The 23990-nt window shown below is 60.5% G+C and carries 13 protein-coding genes and 3 pseudogenes; 4 read left to right on the top strand and 12 right to left on the bottom strand.

The genetic code is table 11. The features are described from left to right. Positions 1-196 precede the first annotated feature (196 nt). From OHD58_RS29965 to OHD58_RS29945, 5 genes are all read right to left on the bottom strand, one after another. Positions 197-2233 (bottom strand): hypothetical protein, encoded by a 2037-nt coding sequence (locus tag OHD58_RS29965; protein WP_006200698.1) that lies wholly within the window; start codon positions 2231-2233, stop codon positions 197-199. Between the two features lie 1082 nt (positions 2234-3315). Beyond that, complete coding sequence (hemC, locus tag OHD58_RS29960) at positions 3316-4260, bottom strand: hydroxymethylbilane synthase (RefSeq protein ID WP_081482078.1); 945 nt, start codon at positions 4258-4260, stop codon at positions 3316-3318. A gap of 3 nt (positions 4261-4263) precedes the next feature. Next, positions 4264-4929, bottom strand: coding sequence for a methyltransferase (locus tag OHD58_RS29955; protein ID WP_081482079.1), 666 nt, complete (start codon positions 4927-4929; stop codon positions 4264-4266). A gap of 404 nt (positions 4930-5333) precedes the next feature. Then, the gene (locus OHD58_RS29950) at positions 5334-5459 is read right to left on the bottom strand and encodes a hypothetical protein (protein ID WP_263807228.1); all 126 of its coding nucleotides are present in this window, start codon (positions 5457-5459) and stop codon (positions 5334-5336) included. Between the two features lie 269 nt (positions 5460-5728). Next, positions 5729-6061: a hypothetical protein gene (locus OHD58_RS29945; protein ID WP_263807226.1), complete on the bottom strand. Its 333-nt coding sequence runs from the start codon at positions 6059-6061 to the stop codon at positions 5729-5731. Positions 6062-6469: 408 nt separating this feature from the next. Here OHD58_RS29945 and OHD58_RS29940 point away from each other — a divergent pair. The 3 genes and pseudogenes from OHD58_RS29940 to xopAD all read left to right on the top strand — a co-directional run. After that, positions 6470-6801, top strand: a pseudogene (locus OHD58_RS29940) (IS5/IS1182 family transposase); the annotation flags it as partial. Positions 6802-7005: 204 nt separating this feature from the next. Continuing rightward, entirely contained in the window at positions 7006-7335 is a 330-nt protein-coding gene (locus OHD58_RS30890) for a DDE-type integrase/transposase/recombinase (protein WP_412177324.1), read from the top strand. A gap of 33 nt (positions 7336-7368) precedes the next feature. Then, positions 7369-14382: a XopAD/skwp family type III secretion system effector gene (gene xopAD / locus OHD58_RS29930; RefSeq protein WP_263792284.1), complete on the top strand. Its 7014-nt coding sequence runs from the start codon at positions 7369-7371 to the stop codon at positions 14380-14382. A 701-nt stretch (positions 14383-15083) separates the two neighbouring features. On the opposite strand, the gene OHD58_RS29925 is transcribed toward xopAD, so the two are convergent. The 6 genes and pseudogenes from OHD58_RS29925 to OHD58_RS29900 all read right to left on the bottom strand — a co-directional run bounded on the left by OHD58_RS29925 (position 15084) and on the right by OHD58_RS29900 (position 21452). Further along, the gene (locus tag OHD58_RS29925) at positions 15084-15401 is read right to left on the bottom strand and encodes a hypothetical protein (protein ID WP_139032185.1); all 318 of its coding nucleotides are present in this window, start codon (positions 15399-15401) and stop codon (positions 15084-15086) included. Continuing rightward, positions 15398-17710: an NADP-dependent malic enzyme gene (locus OHD58_RS29920; protein ID WP_263807225.1), complete on the bottom strand. Its 2313-nt coding sequence runs from the start codon at positions 17708-17710 to the stop codon at positions 15398-15400. The genes OHD58_RS29925 and OHD58_RS29920 overlap by 4 nt, the downstream gene beginning before the upstream one ends. 168 nt (positions 17711-17878) lie before the next feature. Then, positions 17879-18391 (bottom strand): annotated as a pseudogene (locus OHD58_RS29915) (SDR family oxidoreductase); the annotation flags it as partial. An 850-nt stretch (positions 18392-19241) separates the two neighbouring features. Further along, positions 19242-19910, bottom strand: coding sequence for a hypothetical protein (locus OHD58_RS29910; RefSeq protein WP_263807223.1), 669 nt, complete (start codon positions 19908-19910; stop codon positions 19242-19244). Between the two features lie 191 nt (positions 19911-20101). Then, positions 20102-20547 (bottom strand): annotated as a pseudogene (locus tag OHD58_RS29905) (MucR family transcriptional regulator). A 248-nt stretch (positions 20548-20795) separates the two neighbouring features. Next, positions 20796-21452 carry a YopT-type cysteine protease domain-containing protein gene (locus OHD58_RS29900; protein WP_244425880.1) on the bottom strand — a complete coding sequence of 219 codons (657 nt, stop codon included), beginning with the start codon at positions 21450-21452 and terminating at the stop codon, positions 20796-20798. 895 nt (positions 21453-22347) lie between these two features. Between OHD58_RS29900 and OHD58_RS29895 the strand changes: the two genes are divergently transcribed. Continuing rightward, the gene (locus tag OHD58_RS29895) at positions 22348-22749 is read left to right on the top strand and encodes a hypothetical protein (protein WP_263792270.1); all 402 of its coding nucleotides are present in this window, start codon (positions 22348-22350) and stop codon (positions 22747-22749) included. A 177-nt stretch (positions 22750-22926) separates the two neighbouring features. Here OHD58_RS29895 and OHD58_RS29890 read toward each other — a convergent pair whose 3' ends face one another. After that, positions 22927-23175 (bottom strand): DUF982 domain-containing protein, encoded by a 249-nt coding sequence (locus tag OHD58_RS29890; RefSeq protein ID WP_081482080.1) that lies wholly within the window; start codon positions 23173-23175, stop codon positions 22927-22929. Between the last annotated feature and the right edge of the window lie 815 nt (positions 23176-23990).

Below are 23990 nucleotides of genomic sequence, written 5' to 3'. Positions count from 1 at the left end.
GGTGCCTGCTATGAATGGGTCTGCATGACATGCTTCGATGATTTGAAAAATGACATGGAGTGGTCAGCCGACAGCAAGTGATCGCTTGCAGTCCGGCCACTTCTTCAACACCCTGCTAGACGCCGCTAGCTACGTTCCGTATCGAGCAGCCCGCGTCGACCGGTGGTTCGCAACATGCGGATGGCGTGGCTGGCCGCTACGCCCTGTAGTCAAACAAGGACTTGCAGAACGCAGGGGTGAGCTTGCCGCGATGGATCATGACATTCTCGTGACCGAGTGCGGCCCGCCTGTCCTGCCACTCTCGATTACTCCCGCGCTGTTCATTGGATTTGACGTGGCAAGCGGCAAAGTCAGCGTCATCCAGCGTTGCCAACTGCCACGCATGTACCGACCGCTTCGTATGGATGTGCACCCACATCGGTTTCGGCATTGCTCCGTTGCGCAGCGCCTTGGGCTGCAGCTTGATCTCGAACAGCGCTCCTGGCTCGCCCTTCAACGCCCGCGGCAGATCAGCAGGCGTCAACTCCTTGGCCACCCGCAATTGTTCAAGGTAGTTCTGCAACGGAAACGGGTAGGTCTTCATGCAATCGGTCGTGATAGCGGCCTTTCGCTTGTTCACATCGTTGATCAATCCCCGCGCCTCGGACAACATCCCCTGAAGCCGAACTTTTTTGGCGTGCACGTCGCGCACTTGCGTCGTGAAAAGGCCGAGTCGAAGAGGTTCCGCCAACGCGGCCAGACAGGCCTCCATCTCGGTGGCCTGCGCCTGCAGGCGCTCGACCACGGTGTCGAGTGCGTAGGCGGCGTCCTCGGGTTTCATCCAACGCGCTTGCGAGATGGTCTTTTGCTGACCAGCGAGATCGAACTGCAAAAGTTCGCTCAGCCGCTCGACTCCTCGCGTCAGGGCCGCCGTCGAGGCGGGGGTCTGCCAGATGGCCAAGTGTGCCGTCGCCGTCGCCGCACTCGCCTGCGCCTCCTTCGCGCTCACGAGCTTCTTCGTACCTAGATCCGAGCGCACGAGAACGTTGGCTGCTGGCTCCGTGTCGCTGACGCCCGCCACGACTTGCGGCTCCGGCCGCCTGGCCGAACTCCCGTCCCCAGTGGCCGGCTTGTGCTTGCCTTTCCCTTTCCTGCGCGCTGCCGTGCCTTCAGCCCCCGCACCCTTACCGGCAGTGCTAGCCGATATCCCAGCGCCAGCGTCGGTCGGCGGTGCAATGATGGCTGACGTCTTCGGCTGCAGTGTCAGGAATCGCATGACTTCGTGCGCGCTGGTCCACGCATCCGTCACGCTCTTCCCCAACAGTTCCAATGGAAGCCCGGCACTTGTTCGGTCATTGCTTAGCTCGGTCAGGATGTCCTGCAATGCCACCGCAAATTCCGAAAGCCGCTCCACGACTCCTTCCAGAACGGCGCAGTGATCTGCGTCGAGTGGGCGCCCTTTGCTGTACAGAACAGCGTTGGACGTCGAGTGAAATGCCGGAAAAACCTCGCTGACGAAGGTTCCCAGCCGACGCACCTGCCCGTCGTCACCCATGAGGGTTCCCATCACGGGTGCTTCGAAGGAGCTCGCCTGCCGCTCAATCTTGAACTTCGCGAGAGCAACCCGAGATTCCAGCTGCATGACTTTCGTATTCAGAGCCCAGCCGGAGTGCAGCCGTAGTGCGGCCTCATCGGCCTCGCGCATGTTGGCCGTTGCACTTGGTAAGTTGGCAGTGGCGGCACAGACGGACCGCATCCGTTCACAGCGCCAAGCCTTCTTTTCCCAGCACTCCATCGAGGCCACATGGTGGTCCGCCACCGTTGAAGCCGCTCGGCTCAGCTGGTCCGGAGTAGCGTCGGATTTGAGCAAGCTCTTGAGCACGGTGGATGCAAGCTGTCTGCGGCCTTGCACCTGTCGGATAGTCGTGGCGGCCAGCATGTTGCATTGGTCCCCCGCATGGAGCACCTCGTCGCGGAATTGACGCGCCCGATCGTCGGACAGAATGTTACGCGCCAGAGGCGGGTGCAGGCTCGCATAGTAATCTAGAACTGCTGAGCCTGCATAAACGAGCCGATCGATCTGCTCTTGCGCCTCGTCCAAGGAGTTATAGTTTTGCAGGGCCGTATTGCGGCAGGCGTCGAGTTCCATGAGCAGCCCGAGCATTCGTTCCTTCGTTGAGTTGATTTCTTCGGCTGACAAGGAAATAGGATCCGCCTCACCCGAAGTTGGCGGCTGGCTGGCGACCGGCGTCATGGCTTCACCCTCCGACAGCGAGGGAAAACCGCGCCGCCGCGCCGTGACTGCACGTGGCGCAACGGCTGCAAGTGGCGGAGCGCCCAGGATTGGATGGGCGCCAACGGAGGCGCAGGAAGACCTATCGCCAAGGGCATCATCGGCACCGCGCGCGATGGGAGCGGAGGTCGTCGCTTTATCCAGAGCCACAGAGCGCATCTGCTCCACGAAGACATCGAACGATTGGCTGCCTTCCCCAGGGGCGCCACTTAATAGCGAGCGTGAACAGCTCGATCCGGCTCCAGCATCCCCAATGCACGATCTGCCAGGTCGGCCAATGCTCGTCATATTCCATCTCCGATATTGGCGACTATGCGCTGATCGTGGTGTTGCGGGCTGATGGTCGCTCAGCCGTTGTGATTCGCAGAGAGGGAGTTTTTGGGGGGAGGGGGTACCTTCACGGGCGCTATTGCTCGCCCTTACCCCGAAGATGGTCTGCCGCTGGAACCGGCACCGAAGACCCAAGCAAAGATGTCGCAAATCTGTGGCATCCTCCACCCCGTTTGCTCGACGGCTACCAACCGGTTCGTTTCGTCGGCCTCGTGAAAATCGGACGAGCCGCCAATTCGACCATACAGGACGTTTCGCATTCCCATGTTTCGCGTTGAGCTCGAGCTGGTTAGGGTACGGTAGGCATGGATAGACGGCCTGTCTGACGATTAGCTGACGACGCGCTTCTCCTGAATGCAAAAAACCGACCTAAGCGTTAGCGATCAGGCTGCGGCCTATATCGGCCGCGAAACCTCAAGGTCAGCCAAGCGGCCTTGTCGCGGCTGTCCCGTTATCCGAAGTCGGTCGCAAAGAGGGGGATATCAGGCAAGGGCTCGGGTCAAAGCTCCCATTCCGCAATAGCGAGCCCTACAAAGGTGGCATCGATCGATTGCGGCTGAGAGTAACGCTATTGTCTGATTGATGGTTGAGGGGCGCCTGCTGCACGGTCTCCACCAACACTCGCCGTCGGCCGGCGCGGATTTGATCCTAACAGATTTCGCACGAGAGGTTGCCAAAGGAGGGTTTGGCGAGGTTGCACGTGCTTGTAGAAACTAAGCTCCGACCGGCGTAAGGAATTTTCTGCAACCATCCTTAATGAGCTGCTCGGCAACTTTGGCTCCTAACTCGGTAAAATCCTTGGAATTGAGGGGCAGCTCCATTGCCGCCTCAAGGCAGTTCCCAGTAGCACTATCAAAGACTGCAGCGGTCAATTTGTGGCCGCCGCTTTCAACAGCCCAGCAGTGCGCCGCAATTGCGCTGTGGCAGTTACCGTTGAGCTGTGCGAGCACCTCTCGCTCCGCCGCCGCGGCATTCTCCGACTCTTCGTTATTAACGATCCTGAGATAAGAGCATCGGTTCAAGTCTTCCCGCCTTATCTGCAGAACCAGAATGCCTTGCCCAGCAGCGGGGAGAACCTCGTCGTAAGAGAATAGTCGCGCGATGCGGCTATGAAAGCCAACGCGATCCAAGCCGGAACCAGAAAGTATCAAGGCATCGTGCAGACCGGAATCCAGATTCTTAAGGCGAGTATTGACGTTGCCACGGCTCAACTCAACGGCACAATCAGGGAACAGGCGCAACGCGGCGGCTCGGCGGCGCGGCGCCGATGTTCCAATCCGGACACGTTGTTTTGCCAGGAACTCCTCTTCAGATAGGCCGCTTCGAAGGACAAGAGCGTCTCGAGGATCTTCTCTTGAGAGAAACGCAATTAACATAAGTTCTTCATGCATCTGGACATCTCCCGGAATGTCCTTCAGGGCATGAATCGCGCAGTCTATCTCATTGGCCAAAAGACGACGTTCCAAATCTTTGATAAATGTTCCTTTCCCACCGTATAGTTTAAGGTCTCCCTTGATGAGATCACCTTCGGACACAAATGGGCAAATTTCAACCTCAATCCTCGGTTCTACAGCTTTAATAAGGCGCTCAGCAGTCCCGGCCACAACGATTGCCATCGGGCTGCGGCGGGTTCCTAGACGAAGTTTTGGATGTTTCATATTTTAATCTCTAGACAGTAATACTATACCGGTTTCAGATATTTCGTCTTTATCTACTAGAAGGTAGTTTACTTCAAAATCGCCAAAACCGATCTCCGTGATCGGTGCATAGTCGATGTAACTGCTATACGTAAACATTGCGCGTAGCCGGCCACTCGGTTTTCTCTGGAGAAGCTGCTCGACAAACCGCTGTTTGGTGGTGCCTGTCACATCATACAAGGTGGTAGCACCTCTGTTTGGTGAAAAGCGTTTCGGATGGGCTGCAGGTGCATTGAAGACAATATAATCAAAGTCCCCCTGTATACTCGCGAGAAGATCAGAGTGAACAACAGAAATTTCGAAGCCCAGCCGATCAAAATTGCGACGAGCATTGTTGCAAGCTTCGACCATGATGTCCGAAGCGACAATGTTTCGGCATCCTCGGAGCCACATGGCGGCAGATAGGTGTCCGCAGCCGGTGCCGATCTCGACTATTCGCGCGTCCGGACTCGGAGGAATGAGGTCGATGGCTCTTAGGATCTTGCGACCAGATTTTCCCTTGGCGGGATTGAAAACACCCGGATCGACATGAAGCCCTATTCCATTGAGGACGATGTCGTCTGCCTCACCGTCGGGGGCTACAGTATCAATGCGCCCGAGGCGCTCTTCAATTCGTGGATCCAACGGCATTGAGACTCCTTCGCGATCAAATTTCAAAGGGATGGACCTGTTACAGCATTTGTGGTCGCGCTTGCCATCATTTTTCTAACGGCGGAGCCAGCGCGAAACGGATGACTGCCAGGACTTATGGATTCGGCGAAGCCGACTTCCCAGGCACGTTGGCTACAGCAGCCGACAACCTCGCCGCATACACGGGAAGCTCGGGGCGCGGTCGCTCCAGGCTTTGTTTGCTTCCCAGCGACGCTGGCGCTAGGCGGACCGCGACTGTGCCACCAACGCCGAGCGAGCCTCAGCGGTCTTGGTGCAGTTGAGGGAGAGTGTGAGCATGCGGCTTCTCGGAACACTGTGGATTTTCCAACGGCAACTTGGCCCTGGCGGTGCTTTCTCGATTGAACTTGATGCTCGCTGCACGATCACGCCGTACCGCTCAACCTCCAATGCAGGACCTGCGGCCTGCCATCGAGCGGCGTCTCCTCGAAATGCACGGTGCCAGTAGATGCCACGCGCCAGTAGCGGCCGCCGACACCGATGTTGACCAATCCGTGACTCTTAGCTCAACACCGCCTCGAGCTGGACGCCATGCCCATCGCCGTCGCCGGGAAGCGGGTTGATCCGGGGGCGCAGATGGTGATGATCTTTGCCGTCAATGCCTCCCGTGCACCACGAAGATCGTGATCATGTGTCTCGTAAGCGTCCTGAACCGCCGCAGGCTCTCATCTGCTTCGCACTTGGCCATCCGGATCTGAGACAGCGCCGGCTCCGCATCGCGAAATGCCCGGGACGGCGGGTCGACTCTCTGGCCAAGACGCTATTTTCCGGCCGCAATTCCCGCGTCGGCCTTTAACGGATCATGCCGCACATCTTTTAAATGCCTCATCGTCTGGCCCCGTGTAACCCGGCCGGGCCTCCCGACCGAAGGTTCGATGATGATGATCGCCTCTGGAGAATAGTTCTTGTTGTCGAGCGCGGCGGTCTCCACCGTCTTGCCGTGCTCTACTCGTTGCCAATGACCGGCACGCGGCCGAGCGATGTCATGGGCATCGCAGGCCTGCGCGACATGCTGGTCCCTGACGCCATATAGCCTTGCGAGCTCGGTCATCGGCTTCGACCAGACCAGCCGATGAAGCTCGGCACGCGTCATTCTCATCATGTTCTTTCCGCTCGTATCAGTCATGAGCAACGCCAGCCAGCCTGTCGACTCGTTTGACGAACGCCCCTGCCACATCTACATCGTGTGAAGTCTATATGGCCGCTCGGGTCGAGCCATCCAGCCCTATCTTCCTTCACGTCCAGCTGTGCAGCGTTCGCCAGGATGGTGAGTAGTTTGTTGTCTTGCATATTGGCCGTGGGTTAGCAAAGGACAAAAAACAAAATGGCACTCCAAGCAGCATTGGTGCACGGATCGTTTTTAGGGATTTGCCGATAGGCGGGTGAGATCGCAAATGGAGCTATGATCTTCGCCGAATGCCCTTCAAACACAATGCCACCCGGCGTCACGAATACCGAAGATGAAGTACAAGGTGACGAATTGGCCGGAGTACGAAGCGGCGCCGTCCTGCAACACAGCTTCGCCGCAACGATTGTAATTCCTCCACGTGTGACGGCGGTGGAGAGCGGTGCAATCGGACCACCGGGCCAGAGAGATGGTCACATCAGGGCGATTGCCAATGACGGAAGGTTGAAATGGCAGACTGCCACCGGTTACGGCCGATGCGCCCTGATCGAGACGGCCATCGGCCCAAGGGATTGATCGGCCGGCGCCTGCGCGCGCGCTTCTTTCCGGCTCAGCAGACCGAGGCCGCCATCGCGTGCGCCGTTCTCAATCGCATGACGGCGTGCGCACGCCCGGAGTCCGTCCGCTGCCCGGCACGGCCGACATAGAAGGATGCATCAAAGACCGCGTTGGGTGCAGTTCCGTGGTCATGCACCAACGCCTCTGTCAAGGCCAAGCCGCGCATACCGCGCGATGTCCTGCCGGCCAGCCCTGAACCCGCTGCGCGCGCCGCTATCTCGGCCGTCCGCCAGGACAGAACGCGTGAAAGCACACCCCCAGGACATCGGAGCAGAACGGCCCTTGTCAAATACATCCGTCAAATAGCGGCTCCGGCGGATCCGGATCGCTTCAGCCGGCGACACCTCCAGCAAGGCATGGAGACCGACCATTTCCGGGTGAAGGAGAACATGCCGAAGGTTGGTGACTTCCAGTCATTCATCACAGCGCGACGGACCATCGCGGGTTTCGAGGCGATGCTGTGGTTGAGGGAAGGCTTACGTTTTTCCGGTGGCTTAACAAAGTGCAAAGGCGGCATGCGATCTGACGAACGGCACCCGGATCTTGCGACATGCCCCCGTAGGAGGCTCGTCAGTTCATCGAAAGCTAGCGCTGCTATGTGCTTAGGAGACGTGGATGTCTGACCAACGAAGGTTATCGTATTTAGGGAGAGTGGCGTGGAATCCAATTCCGATCCATTCAATACCAACGCTTGGATGCACCAATACGCTGCCTTGCAAGAACAGCAGCAGCGGGCGAGGCAACAGTCGGACAATATGCCTGCTGGTCAAGCGAGCTTTGAGCGGCAACTGAGCGACTTGCAGCTCAGTTCCTCTGATGAGAGGTCCGGTGATGCTGCTTCGCCCAACACTCCACCCGCAGAGGCGCATGGAAGTATCCAGCGCACTGACGTCGGCGGTTCGATGCGGATGCCGCCGCAATCCAACCTGCGGGACAATCGCTTCAGCAGTACGCGGTACAGCGTCGATTTTCCTCGCCCTCACCTTGGCTCGGCTGAGAAGGCGGTGCAGTCTGATTTGCGTGACAGGCTATTCAGTAGCACGCGCTACACGGCACAATCGGAATCGGGGCCTGTCGCGCGGACAAGAGATAAGAAGAGCGGGGGACTTTGGTCGCGTGTTAAGTCGGGGCTCGGCAATGAGGGGCGGCCTGGTTTGCGTTGGGAAGAAAGCACCTCGCGCTCTGGCGGCGAACATTCGCGCGGCGATCGGGCGGCCGGAGGCAAGCAAGCAGGCGGGCGCCAACGAGCGGGTGCTTCGGATGTGCAGACACTGCCCCCTTCGCTGCGCAGTTCCCGCAAAGGAATCATGTCACGTCTCGGGTCCGGCGTTGGGAAAATGTTCGGTCTGAGCCGCAGCAGCAAGGAATCGTCATCGCAGGCAGTTGTTTCAACGGATTTTCATATCGACTACGCCAAACGCGGTCGGGAGGTGATCGAGGCCAGCCTAGATCCTCAAGAGCGGGAACTCCACCCTGCACACCGCAGGTCCGCAGCAGAATGGGAAGCCGCCACGCCCGAGCCCGTCCATCATGGTAGCACTGACTACCCCATGTCCCCGGTTACGCAAGACTCCGGAGCAGATGCCGCGCCAACCACGGAACAGCTTACGAAGTGCGAGCGAGGTCTGCGCCGTGATGAGATTGAGCAACTCCGTCAGCTGCGTCAGTATCAGCGGCAGCAACTGCGCCTTGCTGCGCAACCCGACCTTCCGCAGGAACATCACGTGCGGCATCCTCAAGCTTGCATAGATATGGCCCGCGACAACCTGTTGGCAGACCGCAATGAGTACGGCTGGGCGCTGCCATTTCTCGATGGCGGTGCGACGCCAGAGAAGAACGCAGGATGGCTTGACAAGTACCTCCAGATGCTGAGGCGCTCCGCCACTTCCCCACAAAGCAATCAGTATCGACCGGATCTGGAACGCTGCACAGACTTGGCCGCGCACTATTTGGTCAAGACCGACTGGTTCGTAGACGCGCCGCTGCAGCAGCTCGTGCGCCTGGGCAGCAACCTGAGCAAGCACCCGCGGAGAGCCACGTGCATGCAGGCCGTAGCCTGGATCGCCGGTGAGGTGCTTGAACACGACGGCCTGCCGGAGCTGAGTGCCAAGAACCTGGCATTGCTTGCGAACGCTTTGTCGAAGAACACCCGCAGCGATCGATGCGAGCAAGCCGTCGCTCGCCTGGGACGCGTCCTGCTGCGTGAGCGGCTGGACCGGGACCTAACGGCACAAGGGGCCAGCTTGGTGCTTAACGCGATGAGCAAGTGGTCCGGCAATCCAGACTGCCACAGCGCTGGTGAACGCCTCGCCGGGCGAATCGCACACGACGCAGCCTTGATCTGGGAGATGGGAGCCCAGGCGGTCGCCAACTCGCTCAACGCACTGAGCAAGTGGCCCGACAGTTCTGCCTCTCAGAGCGCCAGCGAACGTCTGGCTGAACGAATCTCAAACGATGTAGACTTGGTGCGGGACATGGACGCACAGAATGTCGCCAACTCGCTCAACGCGCTGAGCAAGTGGCCCGGCAGCCCCGCTTGCCGAAGTGCCGGCGAGAGCTTGGGCGAACGGGTCGCGAGCGACGACACCTTGCTGCAGGAGATGAACGCCGAAGCGGTTGCCAGCACATTCAACGCCCTGAGCAAGTGGCTGGATAGCCCCGTCTTTCAGATGACTGGCAGACTCATGGCCGAGCGAATCGCCAATGATGCGCCCCTGGTCGAGAACATGGATGAACGACATCTCGCCGAGTTGCTCAACGCCCTGAGCAAGTGGCCCGAGAATCGTTCGTGCAGGAAGGCAGGCAGGCGCTTGGCCGAACGGATCACGGGCGACGACGCGTTGCTGCAGCAGATGAACGCGCGAGATGTCGCCCACTCACTCAACGCCCTGAGCAAGTGGCCCAACAGTTCTGCCTGTCAGAGCGCCAGCGAACGTCTGGCTGAACGAATCTCAAACGATGTGGGCTTGCTGCGGGACATGGACGCACAGAATGTCGCCAACTCGCTCAACGCGCTGAGCAAGTGGCCCGGCAACGAGGTCTGCCTGGCAACAACCGAACGTCTGGCCGAATGGGTCGCGAGCGAGGACACGTTGCTGCAGGAGATGAACGCGCAAGAAGTCGCGATGTCGCTCAACGCACTGTGCGGGTCGCCCCATGCGCCAGACTGGCGCTGGACGTCGATCAGGCTAGCTGATCGGACGGGTGGGGCTGACCTTCCCTGGCGCGATTTCGACATGGGCACGCTTGCGCAGGTCGGCAACGCCTTGACGCACCTGTCCCACTCAGCAGTGGATGCGGAGGACGAGGCGGAGGTTCAAGCGCTGGCGCGCGCGAAGCTTCAGGGTCTGGCGGCGCACCTCGACCTGCATCGGGATCGATTCGAGACGGCGCAGGCCCAGGACATCGCCATGATCTTCAAGGCGTTGGCCCATGAACAGCTGCAACGCGAGATGCGACCACTGGCCGGGCCAGCCTTAAACAGGGTGGCAAACCTGTGCCGCGAAACGCACTTGCGCGAGACGGACCTTGAATCGGTGGGCAACCTGTGCCTGGGCTTGCTGCCCCTGGCCCGCAGCCAGGAACTCTCGCGCCATCACCGCCAGGCACTGTCCGTCTTCGATGAAATGCAGCCGATCGTCGCGCGCAAGATCGATCGCTTTCTGCAGGGTCAGCAAGCCGATGACGCACCCACTGTTGCGAGCGCTGCGCCCGCCGACGAGCTGCACGCCACGCGCTGCCCGGCACTGACGTCCTATCAGGTGCTCAAGACCTACGCAGTGGTAAGCAGGCAGTGGAAGCCGCGCAATGTCGAGGGGCAGCGCTCGGCCGTGCGAGCTCGCCGTGAGCAACTGGCGACCTGGGTCACGGAGACGCTCGGGCGCACACGCGAGACCATCGAGTCGGACCTCGGGCAGATGAGCTGGAACCTCATCGCGCAAATCGAAGCCGGCGATGAAGTTCTGAACGCGCTGGACCTGCACATGCTCGCGCACTTCGAGCAGGTCACGCAAATCCATGCGCCCTCCGATTTCAGTGTGCAGGACGTGCATCAAAGCATGCGAACGCGGCCCGGCCGACCCCAGCCGCTATCCCCTGGCGCAGGCGACACCAGGCGCGTCGTGGTGGACATGCAGGGACAGATGCTCAAGAGCAACATGGATGACGAGAGCAAGCCGTACTCCCTGTTTGCGCGCCTGACCGGTCTGCCCCTGGTGGAGGTGCAACTGCCTGGTTCGCTGTCCGCGTTCATGCTGGCGCGCACCTTCAATTTCCTGGGCGAGCCGTGGCGCTTCGATCTGTTCGGCGGCAGCCGCTTGAGCCGAGGGGGCCAGCAACGGGCGTCCGACATCCTGTCCGGCGGCGCGAAGGCGCCGTCGATGCTGCCGGCGGTTCGCTATGCCGACACGGCGCCCGGCAGCGCCCTGATGCAGCTGGCCGCAAAGCTCGCGCCGCAGCGCGAGGACTGGTCGCGCATGCAACGCGCGCTTCTGGAGATGGTGCCCCACGACCACGTGGTCGAGGGCACACTCAGGATAGGCTTTATCGACGACGTCCCGGGGCCTCAACATCCATTCAAGTTGGCCGGACCGGGCGGTCAACACATCGCCTTGTGCCCCAACGACGGCTGCGGCTTCCTCAAGTTCGAGGTCGCCATGCGCATTCCCGCGGTCCGCAAGCACTACGACGCATGGGCGGCAATGCGAACAGGTCATGCTAGCGAAGAGCAACGCAAGCTCGTAGCCGAAGAGAGCGAGCTCAAGAGGCTGGCACCGCAGGCACTGCAGCACTTCCCATACGACGTGGAAGCTATCGAGGAAGCGCATCAAGCAATGCAACGCCGCCTGCGCAATTTGGCTCGGCAGCAAGGAGATTCTTCTGTCGGACGGCCGGGCCTCGGCATCGATTCGACAACGCTCTACGACCTTACCGTCAGCGGCGGCTATGCGGGGCAGAAGATACGTGCCGTGCCGTCCGCCGACGACAAGGTGCATTTGCCACACCAGCGCAGCGCTGCCTTCGACCGCGCAGGCGGCGCGCTGCTGCTCGGCAAGCCGCCGTACGACAAGGAGAACCTGCTGCCGGTGCCCGAGGAACGGGTTGCCACCGTAGCCCAGGGGGATCCAACAGCTCAATTCCTGTCAAGGTGCTTTGCCATCCAATACAGCTACGCCGGATTCAACGACGACTCAGGCGAGGATGCCGAGATGCTGCACAGCAAGGGCATGCTCATCATCCCGCCCAAGGGGTGCTGGTCGCCCGCTCACGAGGACATGGACCTGGTGTGCTCGAAGGAGGACCTGAAAACCTTGTCACGCTGGACCGACGGGCGCGACCGCGCCGCCGCCCCTAGCGACATGCTCAGCACCGGCAGCCTGCGCGTCAAGGAGATCGTGCAGCCTGGTCGGCTGGGAGCGTTGCCTATCAATGAACTGCGCAAGCGCAACATGGATTGCGACGGCGATGATGCCTTCGTCTATGCAGGCTATCCGAAGCTGGCAGCGCTGATCGAGCGCGTGATGGACGGGCGCGCCGCTCGGCGTAGCCAGCCCCGTTCCTTCAAACCCCCGAAGACGGCCACGCCGGCATTCGACGACAGTGGTCACTACCAGCCTGGGCGTGCGTCCGAGATCCTAGCCGAGCAGCGCGGACGCAAGCTCATGGGTTCAGCCAGCACCCTGGCGACGCGCTTCCTGTCGCAGCCCGACGACCTGCGCGAGGCGATGGCGCACAGCATGATGTTCGGCACTTACGACGGCGTCGAACGGTCGCTGCGAAACGGCCTGAGCGCCGTTCTCGAGAGCCCACAGCCCGACCGGCAGGCGCTGTATCCATTGGCAATCCAGGCGCACCAGGCGATCGGCCGCGCGCACATGCACGAGGCGCGCGAGGCGGCCCTGCTGCTGTATGGGGAGGTCTTTCGGCATTACCAGGCCTCGGGGCAGCCCATGGCGTCGGGGCCTGCCGAGGTTTCCGCAGCGCTGGCCCAACGATTCCCGGACTTGGCACAGGCATACGTCCAGGCCGTCGACACCCCGGCACGTATCCATGCCATCCTGGACAACTACCCGGTGTGCCGGCTGTCGCACGAGCGGTTCCCCGATGGGCAGCCCGGGCTGGTCCCCGGTGAGCCGGAGCTGACGATGCGCAACCTCTTCACCATAGCCATCAAGGTCGGCACCGACGCTCTGAAGTCCGATACCGGCACCGCGCTGTTCTCCAAGGTGATCGAGGCATGCGAACGCCAGGAGGCGAAGTTCCCTGATCGTGTGCGCAACGTGCCGCACGGCAAGGAGACGGCCCGTGCGATGCGGCACAACCGCTTCGATGCCGATCAGGTCAAGTCCGTGTTGCAGCGCATGCCGACCATGGCTTCTGGCGTCATGCATGACGCCGTGCAGTCGCTGCAGCAGGCGGGCATGCTGGCCCGGCCGCCGGCACCGTCTGCCCGGCTTGGCAAGACGCCTCGCGCAGAAGTTTCACGAGCCGCCGGAGCGCTGTTCGATCGCGCGCGGCAGATGGATCGCGAGATCACGCCGATGCTGCAGCAGGTCGTGTCCGCCTTCGGGGGTGATCTCGCTGGCCTGGAACACCGGCAGAAATCCAAGGGCTCGCTCCACAAGAAGCTTGACTCCCTGATGGCGGCGAAGAACAAGAACCTCGAGGAGGCCGTCGCCGATGTCAACGACGCCCTGCGCTACAGCGTGGTGCTTCCGCCGCAGAACTTCACCGAGGGCTGCCGCCGTATCCTCGCGATGTTGGACCAGCAGGGGCACGCCAGGACGAAGCTGACCAACCACTTCACCAAGAGCGAAGCATTCAGCGCGGTGAGCGTCACGTTGCGCAACCCGGCCGGTGCGCCATGGGAAACCCAGTTCCACACGGCCGAGACCTTCGCGCTGAAGGAGCGCTATCACGATGTTTACAAGAGCGCTCAAGACATGCGCCTGAAGGGCGCATCAGCCGAGCAACTGCGCGCACTTACGCGCGAGGCTTGGCTCGCCTTCCGCGGCATCCCGATGCCGCCTGGATGTGACGAGATCGAAGACTGGCAAGAACATAGCTACGCCCACGGCGCGGAATCGTGGAACGCGCCGAGTTTCCAGGCCAGCGACACGCGACCGACTGGCGTGCAGGACTGGGTTGGCGACGCCAGCACTCCTGGCTACGACGGGCACAGGCCCGCACTCAGCGTGCCGTCCGCGGCATATCAGGCGCCTGCACAGGTACTCGGGGGCGCATCGCTGCCCGACTTGCCCGTCGGTCCGTTGACGCACACGCTCCATACGTTTTTGGAGCAATTCAATGCCGAAGTGGGACAAGCCAGTGGCCAAGGACTGAACTGCCTGCTGGACACGGTTCTTCAAGTTGCCCACAACACGAAGCGGCAGGACCACGAAACGCCGCAGACTGGGCAACTTCGGCAACAGGTTCGGTCGCTGCGGAACAGTCTAGTTCAAGTCGGTGCAGTCGATCCGCATGGCGAGATCGACCTTTACGGCGCTGAGGGCGTCGGGGTCTTGCTGGCGAACAATCTTGGCGTGAGCATTCAAGCCATCGAAGCTGATGCGAATGGCAGGCTGACCGTGCATCCTGTCCTGGGTGAAGGTCGACTGGTACACATTCTGCACACGCCGGGGCATTTCCAGCCGCTGTGGCCTCGGCACTAAAGAATGAAAAACCCCAGCGCCGTTGCCGTTTCCTCATAGGAAGGCGCCAGCGAGCGGGGGGTGATCTTGGTCTAGGCGATGGGCGGCAGCGTGCCTCGAGGAGGAGATGAAAAATGCGGCTCAGTAAACTTATTTTCAAAGACAAGGTTTCATCGATGCTTTCTCCCGCAACAGGCAGGAAAGGCCTCGGCTTCAGACTGGGGTCAGAACAAGGTGTGCACCTGAGTGCCCCGTCACCGACTGTGATCTGCAACTTATCTTTCAGGCTCGCTGGAACTGGAGAAGGCGCAACGACGCCCACCGCGTCGGATGCGCCGCGCCAAGTAGAACACGAGCAACGGCAACGAGCCCGGTGATCTCTGATAGGTCGTGTCGCTCCAACCGCCAATTCGGTGCCAACCAGCGCCCGGTTCGCTGATGATTATCAATTAGGGTGGCGCGATAGATTCCATAGCCAACCTTGATGAGCAGCCCCTCGTCGCACATACGGGCCAAATAGCAGCGGGGAATCCGATCTCAGTCAGCTCGCGCATTCGCACTCCACTCTTTTCACCGGCAAATGCGACAGCGCAGTCTCGGAGGGGTGGCTTAGGCCGCCGGCCAATTGGATGCGCTCCGCGCTCTCGCGGTCACGCTTGCGATTCTTGACGGAAGGTTCTGGCGTAGTTTCGAGGGGGATCGGCAGCTCGTAGTTCGCGGGTTCATTCGGCCCAGAGAGCCTGGTCGAACGTCATGACGGCAATGTTCGTGACGGCGGCGGCCAAATCGTTGGTGACGATAAACATGCTGCCGATCTGGTGCAAAGGGATGGCGCGGTGATCTGCACAAGCCGTGCGAATTTCGAGGCGTCTGAAAATGCTGCACGCGACTTCCTTGCCGAGCAGTTCGCCGGCCGTGGCTGAGTGTTTGCCACGCATGACCCGGCTAATGATCCGAAGGAAGAAGGGGTGGAGATCGCGTCGCTTACGATTAACCGTTTGTTCAGCATACCCGCTGATGCCGGCTCCGACCCAGATCAATATCGCCGCGCCTTGTGCGCAGCCTCGACCACCGCCAGCGCCGTCATGTTGACCACGCCGCGCGAGGTGACCGACGGCGTCAGTATGTGCGCCGGCATGTCGGTGCCGAGCAGGATTGGCCCGACATGCAGCGCATCCATCATGGCGCGCAGCGCCGTCAGCGTGATGTTGGCCGAATCGAGGTTGGGGAACACCAGCAGATTGGCTTCGCCCTTCAGCCGTGAATGCGGATAGACGCGTTGGCGCAGATGCTCCGACAAGGCGGTGTCGGCATGCATCTCGCCGTCGCATTGCAGGTCGGGCGCCACCCGCGCCAGGATCGCCGCCGCCTGCCGCATCTTCAGCGCGCTTGGAGAATCGCGCGAGCCGAAATCCGAATGCGACAAAAGCGCTGCCTTGGGCTCAATGCCGAAGCGCTGGATTTCTTCCGCCGCCAGCACCGTCATCTCGGCGATTTCTTCCGCCGTCGGATCGACGGAGACATGCGTGTCGGTGAGGAAAATGATGCCGCGCTGCGAGATCAGCATCGACAGCGTCGACAGATCACGGTCCTTGACGCCCGCACGTGGGCCTATGACGAGCGTCACGTTGCGCAAATGCCGCTCGAAACGCCCCTCGAGGCCGCAGATCATGGCATCGGCATCGCCGCGCTTCAGCGCAAGTGCCGCGATCACCGTGTTGTCGGTGCGCACCATGGTGCGCGCTGCCTCCGTCGTCACGCCGCGCCGTCCCGCGAGTTCGATCAACAGGTCGACATAGTGGCGGTAGCGCGGATCGTCTTCCGGGTTGATGAGGCCGAAATCGACGCCCGGCTTGATGCGTAGCCCGTAGCGTTTCAGCCTGACTTCAATGACATGCGGGCGGCCGATCAGGATCGGCTCGGCGATGCCTTCTTCCAGCACCACCTGGGCGGCGCGCAATACGCGCTCGTCCTCGCCATCGGCATAGATGACGCGCTTGGCGCTCGACGCCTTGGCCGAGGAGAACACCGGCTTCATCACCAGACCGGAGCGGAAGACGAAGCGGTTCAGCTTGTCGATATAGGCGGCGAAGTCGGTGATCGGCCTTGTGGCGACACCGGTCTCGCAGGCAGCCTTGGCAACCGCCGGCGCGATGCGCAGGATGAGCCTGGGGTCGAAGGGCGAGGGGATCAGGAACTCGGGGCCGAAGATCGGTGTCTCGCCGGAATAGGCGCGCGCCGCGACATCCGATGGTTCTTCGCGAGCCAACGCGGCGATCGCCCGCACTGCCGCCATCTTCATCTCTTCGTTGATGGCCTTGGCGCCGCAATCCAGCGCGCCGCGAAAGATGTAAGGAAAACAAAGGACGTTGTTGACCTGATTGGGAAAATCGGAACGCCCGGTGCAGATCATCGCGTCGGGACGCGCCTCTCGCGCTGTTTCCGGCATGATCTCGGGATTGGGGTTGGCCAGCGCCAGGATCAGCGGCTTTGGCGCCATATGCTGCAACAGTTCCGGCTTCAGCACGCCGGCGGCGGAAAGGCCGAGGAAGACGTCGGCGCCCGGGATGACGTCGGCCAGCGTGCGTGCCTCGGTGTCTTTCACATAGGGGTCTTTCCAGCGGTCCATCTCGTCGGTGCGGCCCTTGTAGGCGACGCCGAAACGGTCGGTGACCCAGATGTTTTCGACCTTGGCGCCGAGCGAGACCAGAAGATTGAGGCAGGCAAGTGCGGCCGCTCCGGCGCCCGAGGTGACGATCTTGATATCCGAAATGGTCTTGCCGGCGAATTCCAGGCCGTTGAGCACGGCCGCGGCAACGATGATGGCGGTGCCGTGCTGGTCGTCATGGAACACCGGAATGCCCATGCGGGCCTTCAGTTGCTCCTCGACCTCAAAGCATTCCGGCGCCTTGATGTCCTCGAGGTTGATGCCGCCAAAAGTAGGCTCCAGCGCCGAGATCGTCTCGACCATGCGCTCGATCCCCGGCGCGTTGATCTCGATGTCGAACACGTCGATGCCGGCGAACTTCTTGAACAGCACCGCCTTGCCTTCCATCACCGGCTTGGAAGCCAGCGGGCCGATATTGCCGAGGCCGAGCACCGCCGAACCGTTGGTGACGACGCCGACGAGATTGGCGCGTGCCGTGTAGTCGGCGGCGGTATCAGGATTGTCGCGGATTTCGAGGCAAGGGGCGGCGACGCCAGGCGAATAGGCGAGCGCCAGGTCACGCTGGTTGCCGAGCGGCTTGGTCGCCTGGATCTCAAGCTTTCCCGGCCTCGGGTGTTTGTGGAAGTACAGCGCGGCTTCGTCGAGATCCGACCGTGCCGTCTTCTTGCTTTCGCCTTCCATGCCGGCCTCCCTCGATCCTGCTTTGAAGCCTTTTAGCATGCGGCAGCGGTTTTTCGCGACGCCAATCGCGGTTTCCACGTTGCGCTGCTGAAGCGGAAAATCGTCCGGCCTCTCAGCCCTTTGCACACGGAATCTCCGACGCGTCGGGCACCCATCGCAGGCGCTGCGTCAAAACGCGCTCACGTAAGGGCCACCATCGAACGGAATGTTCTGGCCGGTAAGGTAGCCGGTTGACCGAGCACAGGAAGGCGCAGATCTGGCCGAGCTCCTCCGGCGCGCCCAACCGCTTTGCCGGCAAGTCGGCGCGGATGCGGACCTTGCGCGCGGCGCCGCCGCAGGATCTTCCGGTGTGCCGGCCTCGTGGGGGACCCACGCAGCCGGTCGGTGTCGAGCTTGCCGGGCACAGCAGGCTGTTGACGGTGACGTGCTGTCGACCGCCGTACGTGCCACGCTGGCAAGGAACGAGTTCAGGTCGGCGAGGGCGCCGGAGGACAGATCGAGTCCTGGGATCAGAACGTAGACCGACAGCGAGGTGGTGTTGACGATGCGGCCGAAGCCGCGCGCTGCCATGCCGTCGATGACGGCCTGCACCAGCTCGACCGGCGTCACCATGTTCTGGGTGACGCCTTCGAGAATCTTGGCGCGATCGAGTTCGCGGAAGTAGCGCTGCGGCGTGCCGCCAATCGTTGTTGACAACATCCCTCTGAAATCGTTGGCAAGACATTCTCACAATGAAATCGAAAGCGACAAGCGTCCACCGCCAGCTGAGCGCAAATCAGGTACCAGCAATCGCGGCTCAGCATATCGAGATTGTCTGCATCGACAGGGATTGCCTCAATGTTTTCCGCTGCAAGATAGTCGCCACACTGGACCAGCCGAGAGGGTAATTGGATGATGACCAAGACGCTGGGCGCTTGGACGAACAGCCGACCAGTACGCGCACCGCCTTCAACCAGGATGAGCGATCTTCTTGCCATTGGCTGTTAACCCGACATTCGTGCCATGCGGCGGTCTGAGCGTATAAATCGGCATCAGCGCTTTTACCCGTGCCCGACTCAGAGTCTGTGATGGAGGTACCATCGTCAGCGATTTGGGGTCGTAAAGAGTCTGCAAAGTTAACTTGAAGCATTTGTTGCAACGGTTTGATTGCCGGGTGGCATGCGTCTCGGCGAACTTCGAGATTTGCGATGGACAACGGACCCCAGTCTCGCAAGGAAGTAACCCGGGACTTGCGATTATCCACTGAGAACTGACCGATGTCTGAACGCTGGCCTGCTCGGGTTGGACATGACGTTTTTTTGAGCGTTAGCCGGCCATCGTTTTCGGTAGCGCTCTGAGAGTTCTGCAAATTCGTTGAGAGCAGTGGTGATGGCGGGCCACATGGGGAAGCGGCGGTTCGAGGGGGTAGCTTTTCACCTCAGTCTTCTTTCGGTTGACGGGATCCGCTGCATGACTCTGCCCTTAGCGATTGGGCACAGGTACGGGCATTAAACTTTACAGCAGCAGGGCCGCTCCGAGGCATCGCGGCCTTTCAACGGCGGCCGAAGGCCAGGACCTCGGCTGTGTAGGTCTCCACCACCAGGCTGAAGGGCTGGTTCGCCCCGGTATAGAGGATGGCGCGGTGCCGCAGCACTTCATGGGGAATGGCCAGTACCCCCTTTCCCGCCGCCGGCAGCGGCGCGTCCATCTCCCACCCCTTGGGCAGCGGCGACCACAGCAGTTCGGCGCTGATGGTCTGGCGGCGAAAGTGCAGCGGCTGGACCACCTTCCCGAAGGGCTGGTCCGTCGTGTCGAGAACCTGATTCATCTGAGGTGTGAGGCGCGACGGGACATACCAGTTATCGGCCTCGGAGAGCACGAGTTTGCCACAGGCGAGCTGCACACGCCGGTATTCAACGGGTTCGTCAGCGCTGATGCCCAATGCCTGGCGGGCATTATCCGGCAGGAGCTTGTTGTCGCCCTTCACGCGATGGGCGACGATCTTCGCCTCCGGTGCTAGACCATGGTCACCACACCACCGTTCCAGCGTAAGCGTGGCGCTGGGGTGGCTGAGCAGGTCGGCGTTGAGCGTTTCCAGCAGGGCCAGGGCCTGCGTGCGGGAGGCGGTATCGTCGGTGAAAGGGGTGCGGGCCTCGGAGGGTGACGAGACGGTCACCATCACGGCGAGGGAGGCTGCTGCGATGAAATTTCGATTACCCATGCTACAAAACCCTTTTGCGTTGCGTTACGAAGCGGCGTTTGCAGGAACGCAGCCTGCGCGCGCGTTGAAAACATGGCGGCCCCTGCCGCAACTACGAAACGCGCCTTGTGCGCGATCGCGCGTTGTTTGAAAGGAATGTTACCGCCCACCTCTCATATTCCGCGCAATCATGCCGTTGGCAACTGGACGCTTCAGGACGAATCTCCGGTAGACGAAATCAAGCTGCGACCTTCTCTGGGTCCGCTTCGACGGCACGGCATTTCCGGCTCTTTTGGTTTGCGGCCAAGCCCCATCGTCTTGGCCAAAACCGGGCGCGGCTGCATAGCTCGGCGCGACCATGGGGTAATCGGCCGGCAGACCCCATTTGGCGCGATACTCGTCCTGCGTCAGCCCATAGTGGTCGACAGATGGCGTTTCAAACAATTTGAATTTCTTCCGGTCCTCGAGGGAGATGATGTAGTCTGTGTTATCGACTTCCTGATCGGACAGCAGGCTTGAGTGCCTGCGACCCTTCTGTGGTGACCGTTCAGTGTCGCATGCACCTGGCGGATCAGGGCAGGGGAGACCTCCACCGGGACCGGCTTGTTGGAGACGTAGCTGGCACGACATCGGCGGTGATCTCGATGAGGTTGTCGATGTTCCTGTCGGCTTCTTCTGTCTCTCCGGACGGCTGAAACGCAGTCGGCGAAGCGTCGCCTCATAGTGGCGGTTGTCGCTGAAAGCAGTAAATGTCTCGACCATCAGGCTGCGGGTCCGCTGTGCTGGTGGCCGAGACAACGTTCGACTGTCCGAAACCAGAGTCTCAAGTCTTGCCAAGTATGAGGAGCCGATGGCCGCGGTTTACCGTAACGGCAAGCCCGCATTAGGCTGCCTGCAGGCCCGAACTCAGTTCATTTTTTGTGTGGTGACTGTCGACAACTCCAGCCCGTTGGGATTCCTGTAACGATTGGCGAGGCTTTGGAAAAAGCTTCCCGTCTGGTCTGGTTGAACAACAAATTCTCCATAGTTGGGATCGAAGAGTGTGATCCTCCCATCCGACGCTGACGTCGCAATTGAGTGTCTTTGACCGTTGGTAAAGCGCAAGCTGAGCAAATGGTTCGCCCCGCTTTTGGAGATTTTCTTCAGCATCGGTGAGATGCTGTCAGGCCCACCGAACGTATACACGTTTTCTTTCTTGGATGGGTCCAAGCCCACTTCCCGCAACATGGTGGTTTTGGCCTCCAGATTGGCCTGAGAAGATTCTGCTCCCTCACTTCGCGACGAGCTCCTGACGTCCATATACCGCTCCTGCCACTGAGCCGCTGAGTGATGTCCTTGCGATCCCGGTACTAGGGCATTCATTCGCGATCTCGGGCTGTTGTGGAGATTGCTGAGCCACCCCGCAGCCAGCCCAACGCAGATCCCGCGTTGATTCGCATCAGCTAATTCAGCCGTCCTGTATTCCAACACGGAGGTGCTCGGCCTTGCTGGAACGGAGGTGCTCGGCCCTGCTGGAGGGTTGCCTGGATCCGAGGCATTTGACTTGCTGGCGCAGCATCCCATTTTGTCGGGCAACTCCCCAGATGGCAGGTTCCTCCGCAGCGCGAGGTCCGCAAGTGTTTCGGTAAAGCTGTCGCTGTCCATCGACTGACTCGGTTCGTCAGCCCAGCTAGCGCGTGTGGATGAGTCACTGATCCGATTATACATGGCGATTCGCGTTTCCTTTTGGCTTAGGTTTCTTCGTAGCGAGTGCGGACTGAATAGGCCCTGATCCGAATGATGCTCGGTCAAGCTGACGGCGAGCTTACGGACGGTGTTACCAGCTTAGAAAGCAATGGTTGCGCGCCTGAAGACCTATCAGAATCAGGTTCGTTTTCGGTCGATGCGACTGGGGTCGAGTAACTCAGCCATACGGCTGTCGCCCTCTCGGGGCAGGCGGATTTCCAGCACCCCGGCTCTTCCCGTAGGGTGAAGCCGCGTTTCCGAAGGGACGCCCTTCAAAGTCACGGCCCAGCGGTTCTCAGATTATGCAAATGCTTGAGATCGGCGATCAGATCGTGAAAAAGCCGTCAAACACGCACCTTTGTCAGAAAGTTCCGGACGAGTGACCTGCAGGAGCCAAGGGCACGCTCAAGAGGGACAATCCAAACACGGGCTTTGGCTTGATTGGACCTCGATAACGGTGAGAAGGATGTCTCGTCCATGCCATCGATCCGCTCAGGAATCAGAGTGCTTGTGGAAGGACAGAGGTGTTCCTCGAAGCCGGGCAGGGAAAGAAGGTCTGGAAGTCCGGAGCACTCGCCTCTCCCAGAGCCAACGCACAGCCGATCCTCGGAACCTGTCCACTTAGACATAGAAAAGCCCGCTGCCGGGAGGAGGTGGCAGCGGGCTCGATTGAGATGCAGCGCGGGAAGAGGCGCGCCGCATTCAGCGTCGGCATCACATTCGAGGGGGGTAGATGACCGACATCAGGACCTTACCCATAGCCGCAGATATTGCGATGCACAAATTATATATCGCAATTGCGAGAATGTTACTTGGATTCGCGTCGCATATGCATCCGCAGGAGGGCTTCCTGTCGCACGAAAGCCGACGGCAGGAAAGAGTGCTTCATTTCGTCGCTCTACCTGGCAGTGCCTCCTGCAGGATCAGGTGTGTCGACCGCCAAATTGTCGGAGACGGTTATCTCGACCATTGGCTCAGTCGCTCCCCGCCCTCACCGTTTAGCGGGAAGCAATTTCAGGAGATCGGGCTGTGGCTTGGTGAGATAAATCCACCTGCCCATCCTCCGGCTTCAAATCGCGATCTGGCGATCATGGTAAGGAACGACGTCAGTGAAGCCTTAGGAAAGTCGGCATGAAAACTCATGCCCTTCGCTGACAGTTTGGCTGCGGCGTCGCTGTCCATGTCATAAAGTTAAGGGCCCCCAATGGCGAGCATGCAGAACTCTCGGGTTACTCATCCGCCGCATGTCCTCCAGCTCTACCGATGGGGGGACCTGAGATGCCAATTGCCTCGGTATCGCTTGAGTATCCTGTCAATCGCAGCGAAGGATATTTGCTTCGCGCGCGGCCGCGACGAAGGCCCTTCGAGCGGCGGGTGGATGAGCCTCACCTCTCAGTACCTTCAGACAGGCGTCCATTGCGGCCCTGCGCCTCTCCGTCTGACGACCAAAATCCCGGAGCAGGATGGAGGCAGCATCATTGACATCGCACACGGCACGTTCTGTGCTATGGCGGCTAATCTGGATCACAACTGGCCTCTCAAATCTGACCAAGCCCGTCATCTCGCCTCCCCCTCAACTCCTACCGACCCAGAGCCTGCGATTACAACCGATGAAAATTGTGTCGATCCCGCTTGCGGGTCGCACCGGTCGGCCGCTCAATCGAAAGCTTGGTACAAGGTGGGATTCCACCCATGTTCAATTCTTGCACGAATCGTACCATGAGTGCATTTTATCGGGGCAGCGCAAGATGTTTCTTTACCGTTGGCCTTCTGGCCGATGCGATTACTTCATCTGGAAGAAATGGCGAATGCAGCCTGATTCCGAATCGCCTATGAATTCTCGATCCAAGGAGAGCCTGCCATCTTTGGGATGTGATCAGTGCAGGGCCTGAGGCAAACGATGCGATCTCTCGCCTGGCAGTGTCATGCCAACGCTGGCCGGGCCTCTCGACCGGCCGTTCGATGATGATGACGGTTCTCGCTGGTATGGTTTCCTGAACGGCGCAGACAACCTGTTAATCAGCAGAAGTGGAAAATCGAGCTAGATGCTTAGAGAATCGCGCTCACATAGTCGTTGCCAGGACCATGTAAATCGTGCCCAACTGTGGCGCTCGGCACCACCCTCGGTCAGCGGATCGTCGGATGTGCGTCGGTCATGTCTATTGTACCTTACCGGGCCGTTGACGGCATAGCTGCTCGATTAGCGTGTTTGGGCTATTCTGGGCCGGTTCTCGCGACGGCGAGAGCGCCCCAGCCACTCCATCAGCCCGAGCGCGTCATCAAATTCGCGCGAGCCGCTCCTGGAGTGCCTGGCGATCGGCGACCAGATTGTCGAGGTGCAGGGACTCGCGCCGCAGCCGCGGTTCTTGCGCCAAC

Origin of the sequence: Mesorhizobium sp. ZC-5 (assembly GCF_025753855.1) — a bacterium.
In the GTDB taxonomy this organism is placed as follows: Bacteria; Pseudomonadota; Alphaproteobacteria; order Rhizobiales; family Rhizobiaceae; genus Neomesorhizobium.
The sequence above is the reverse complement of the archived record's forward strand: the minus strand, read 5'-3'. Positions and strand labels throughout refer to the sequence as shown.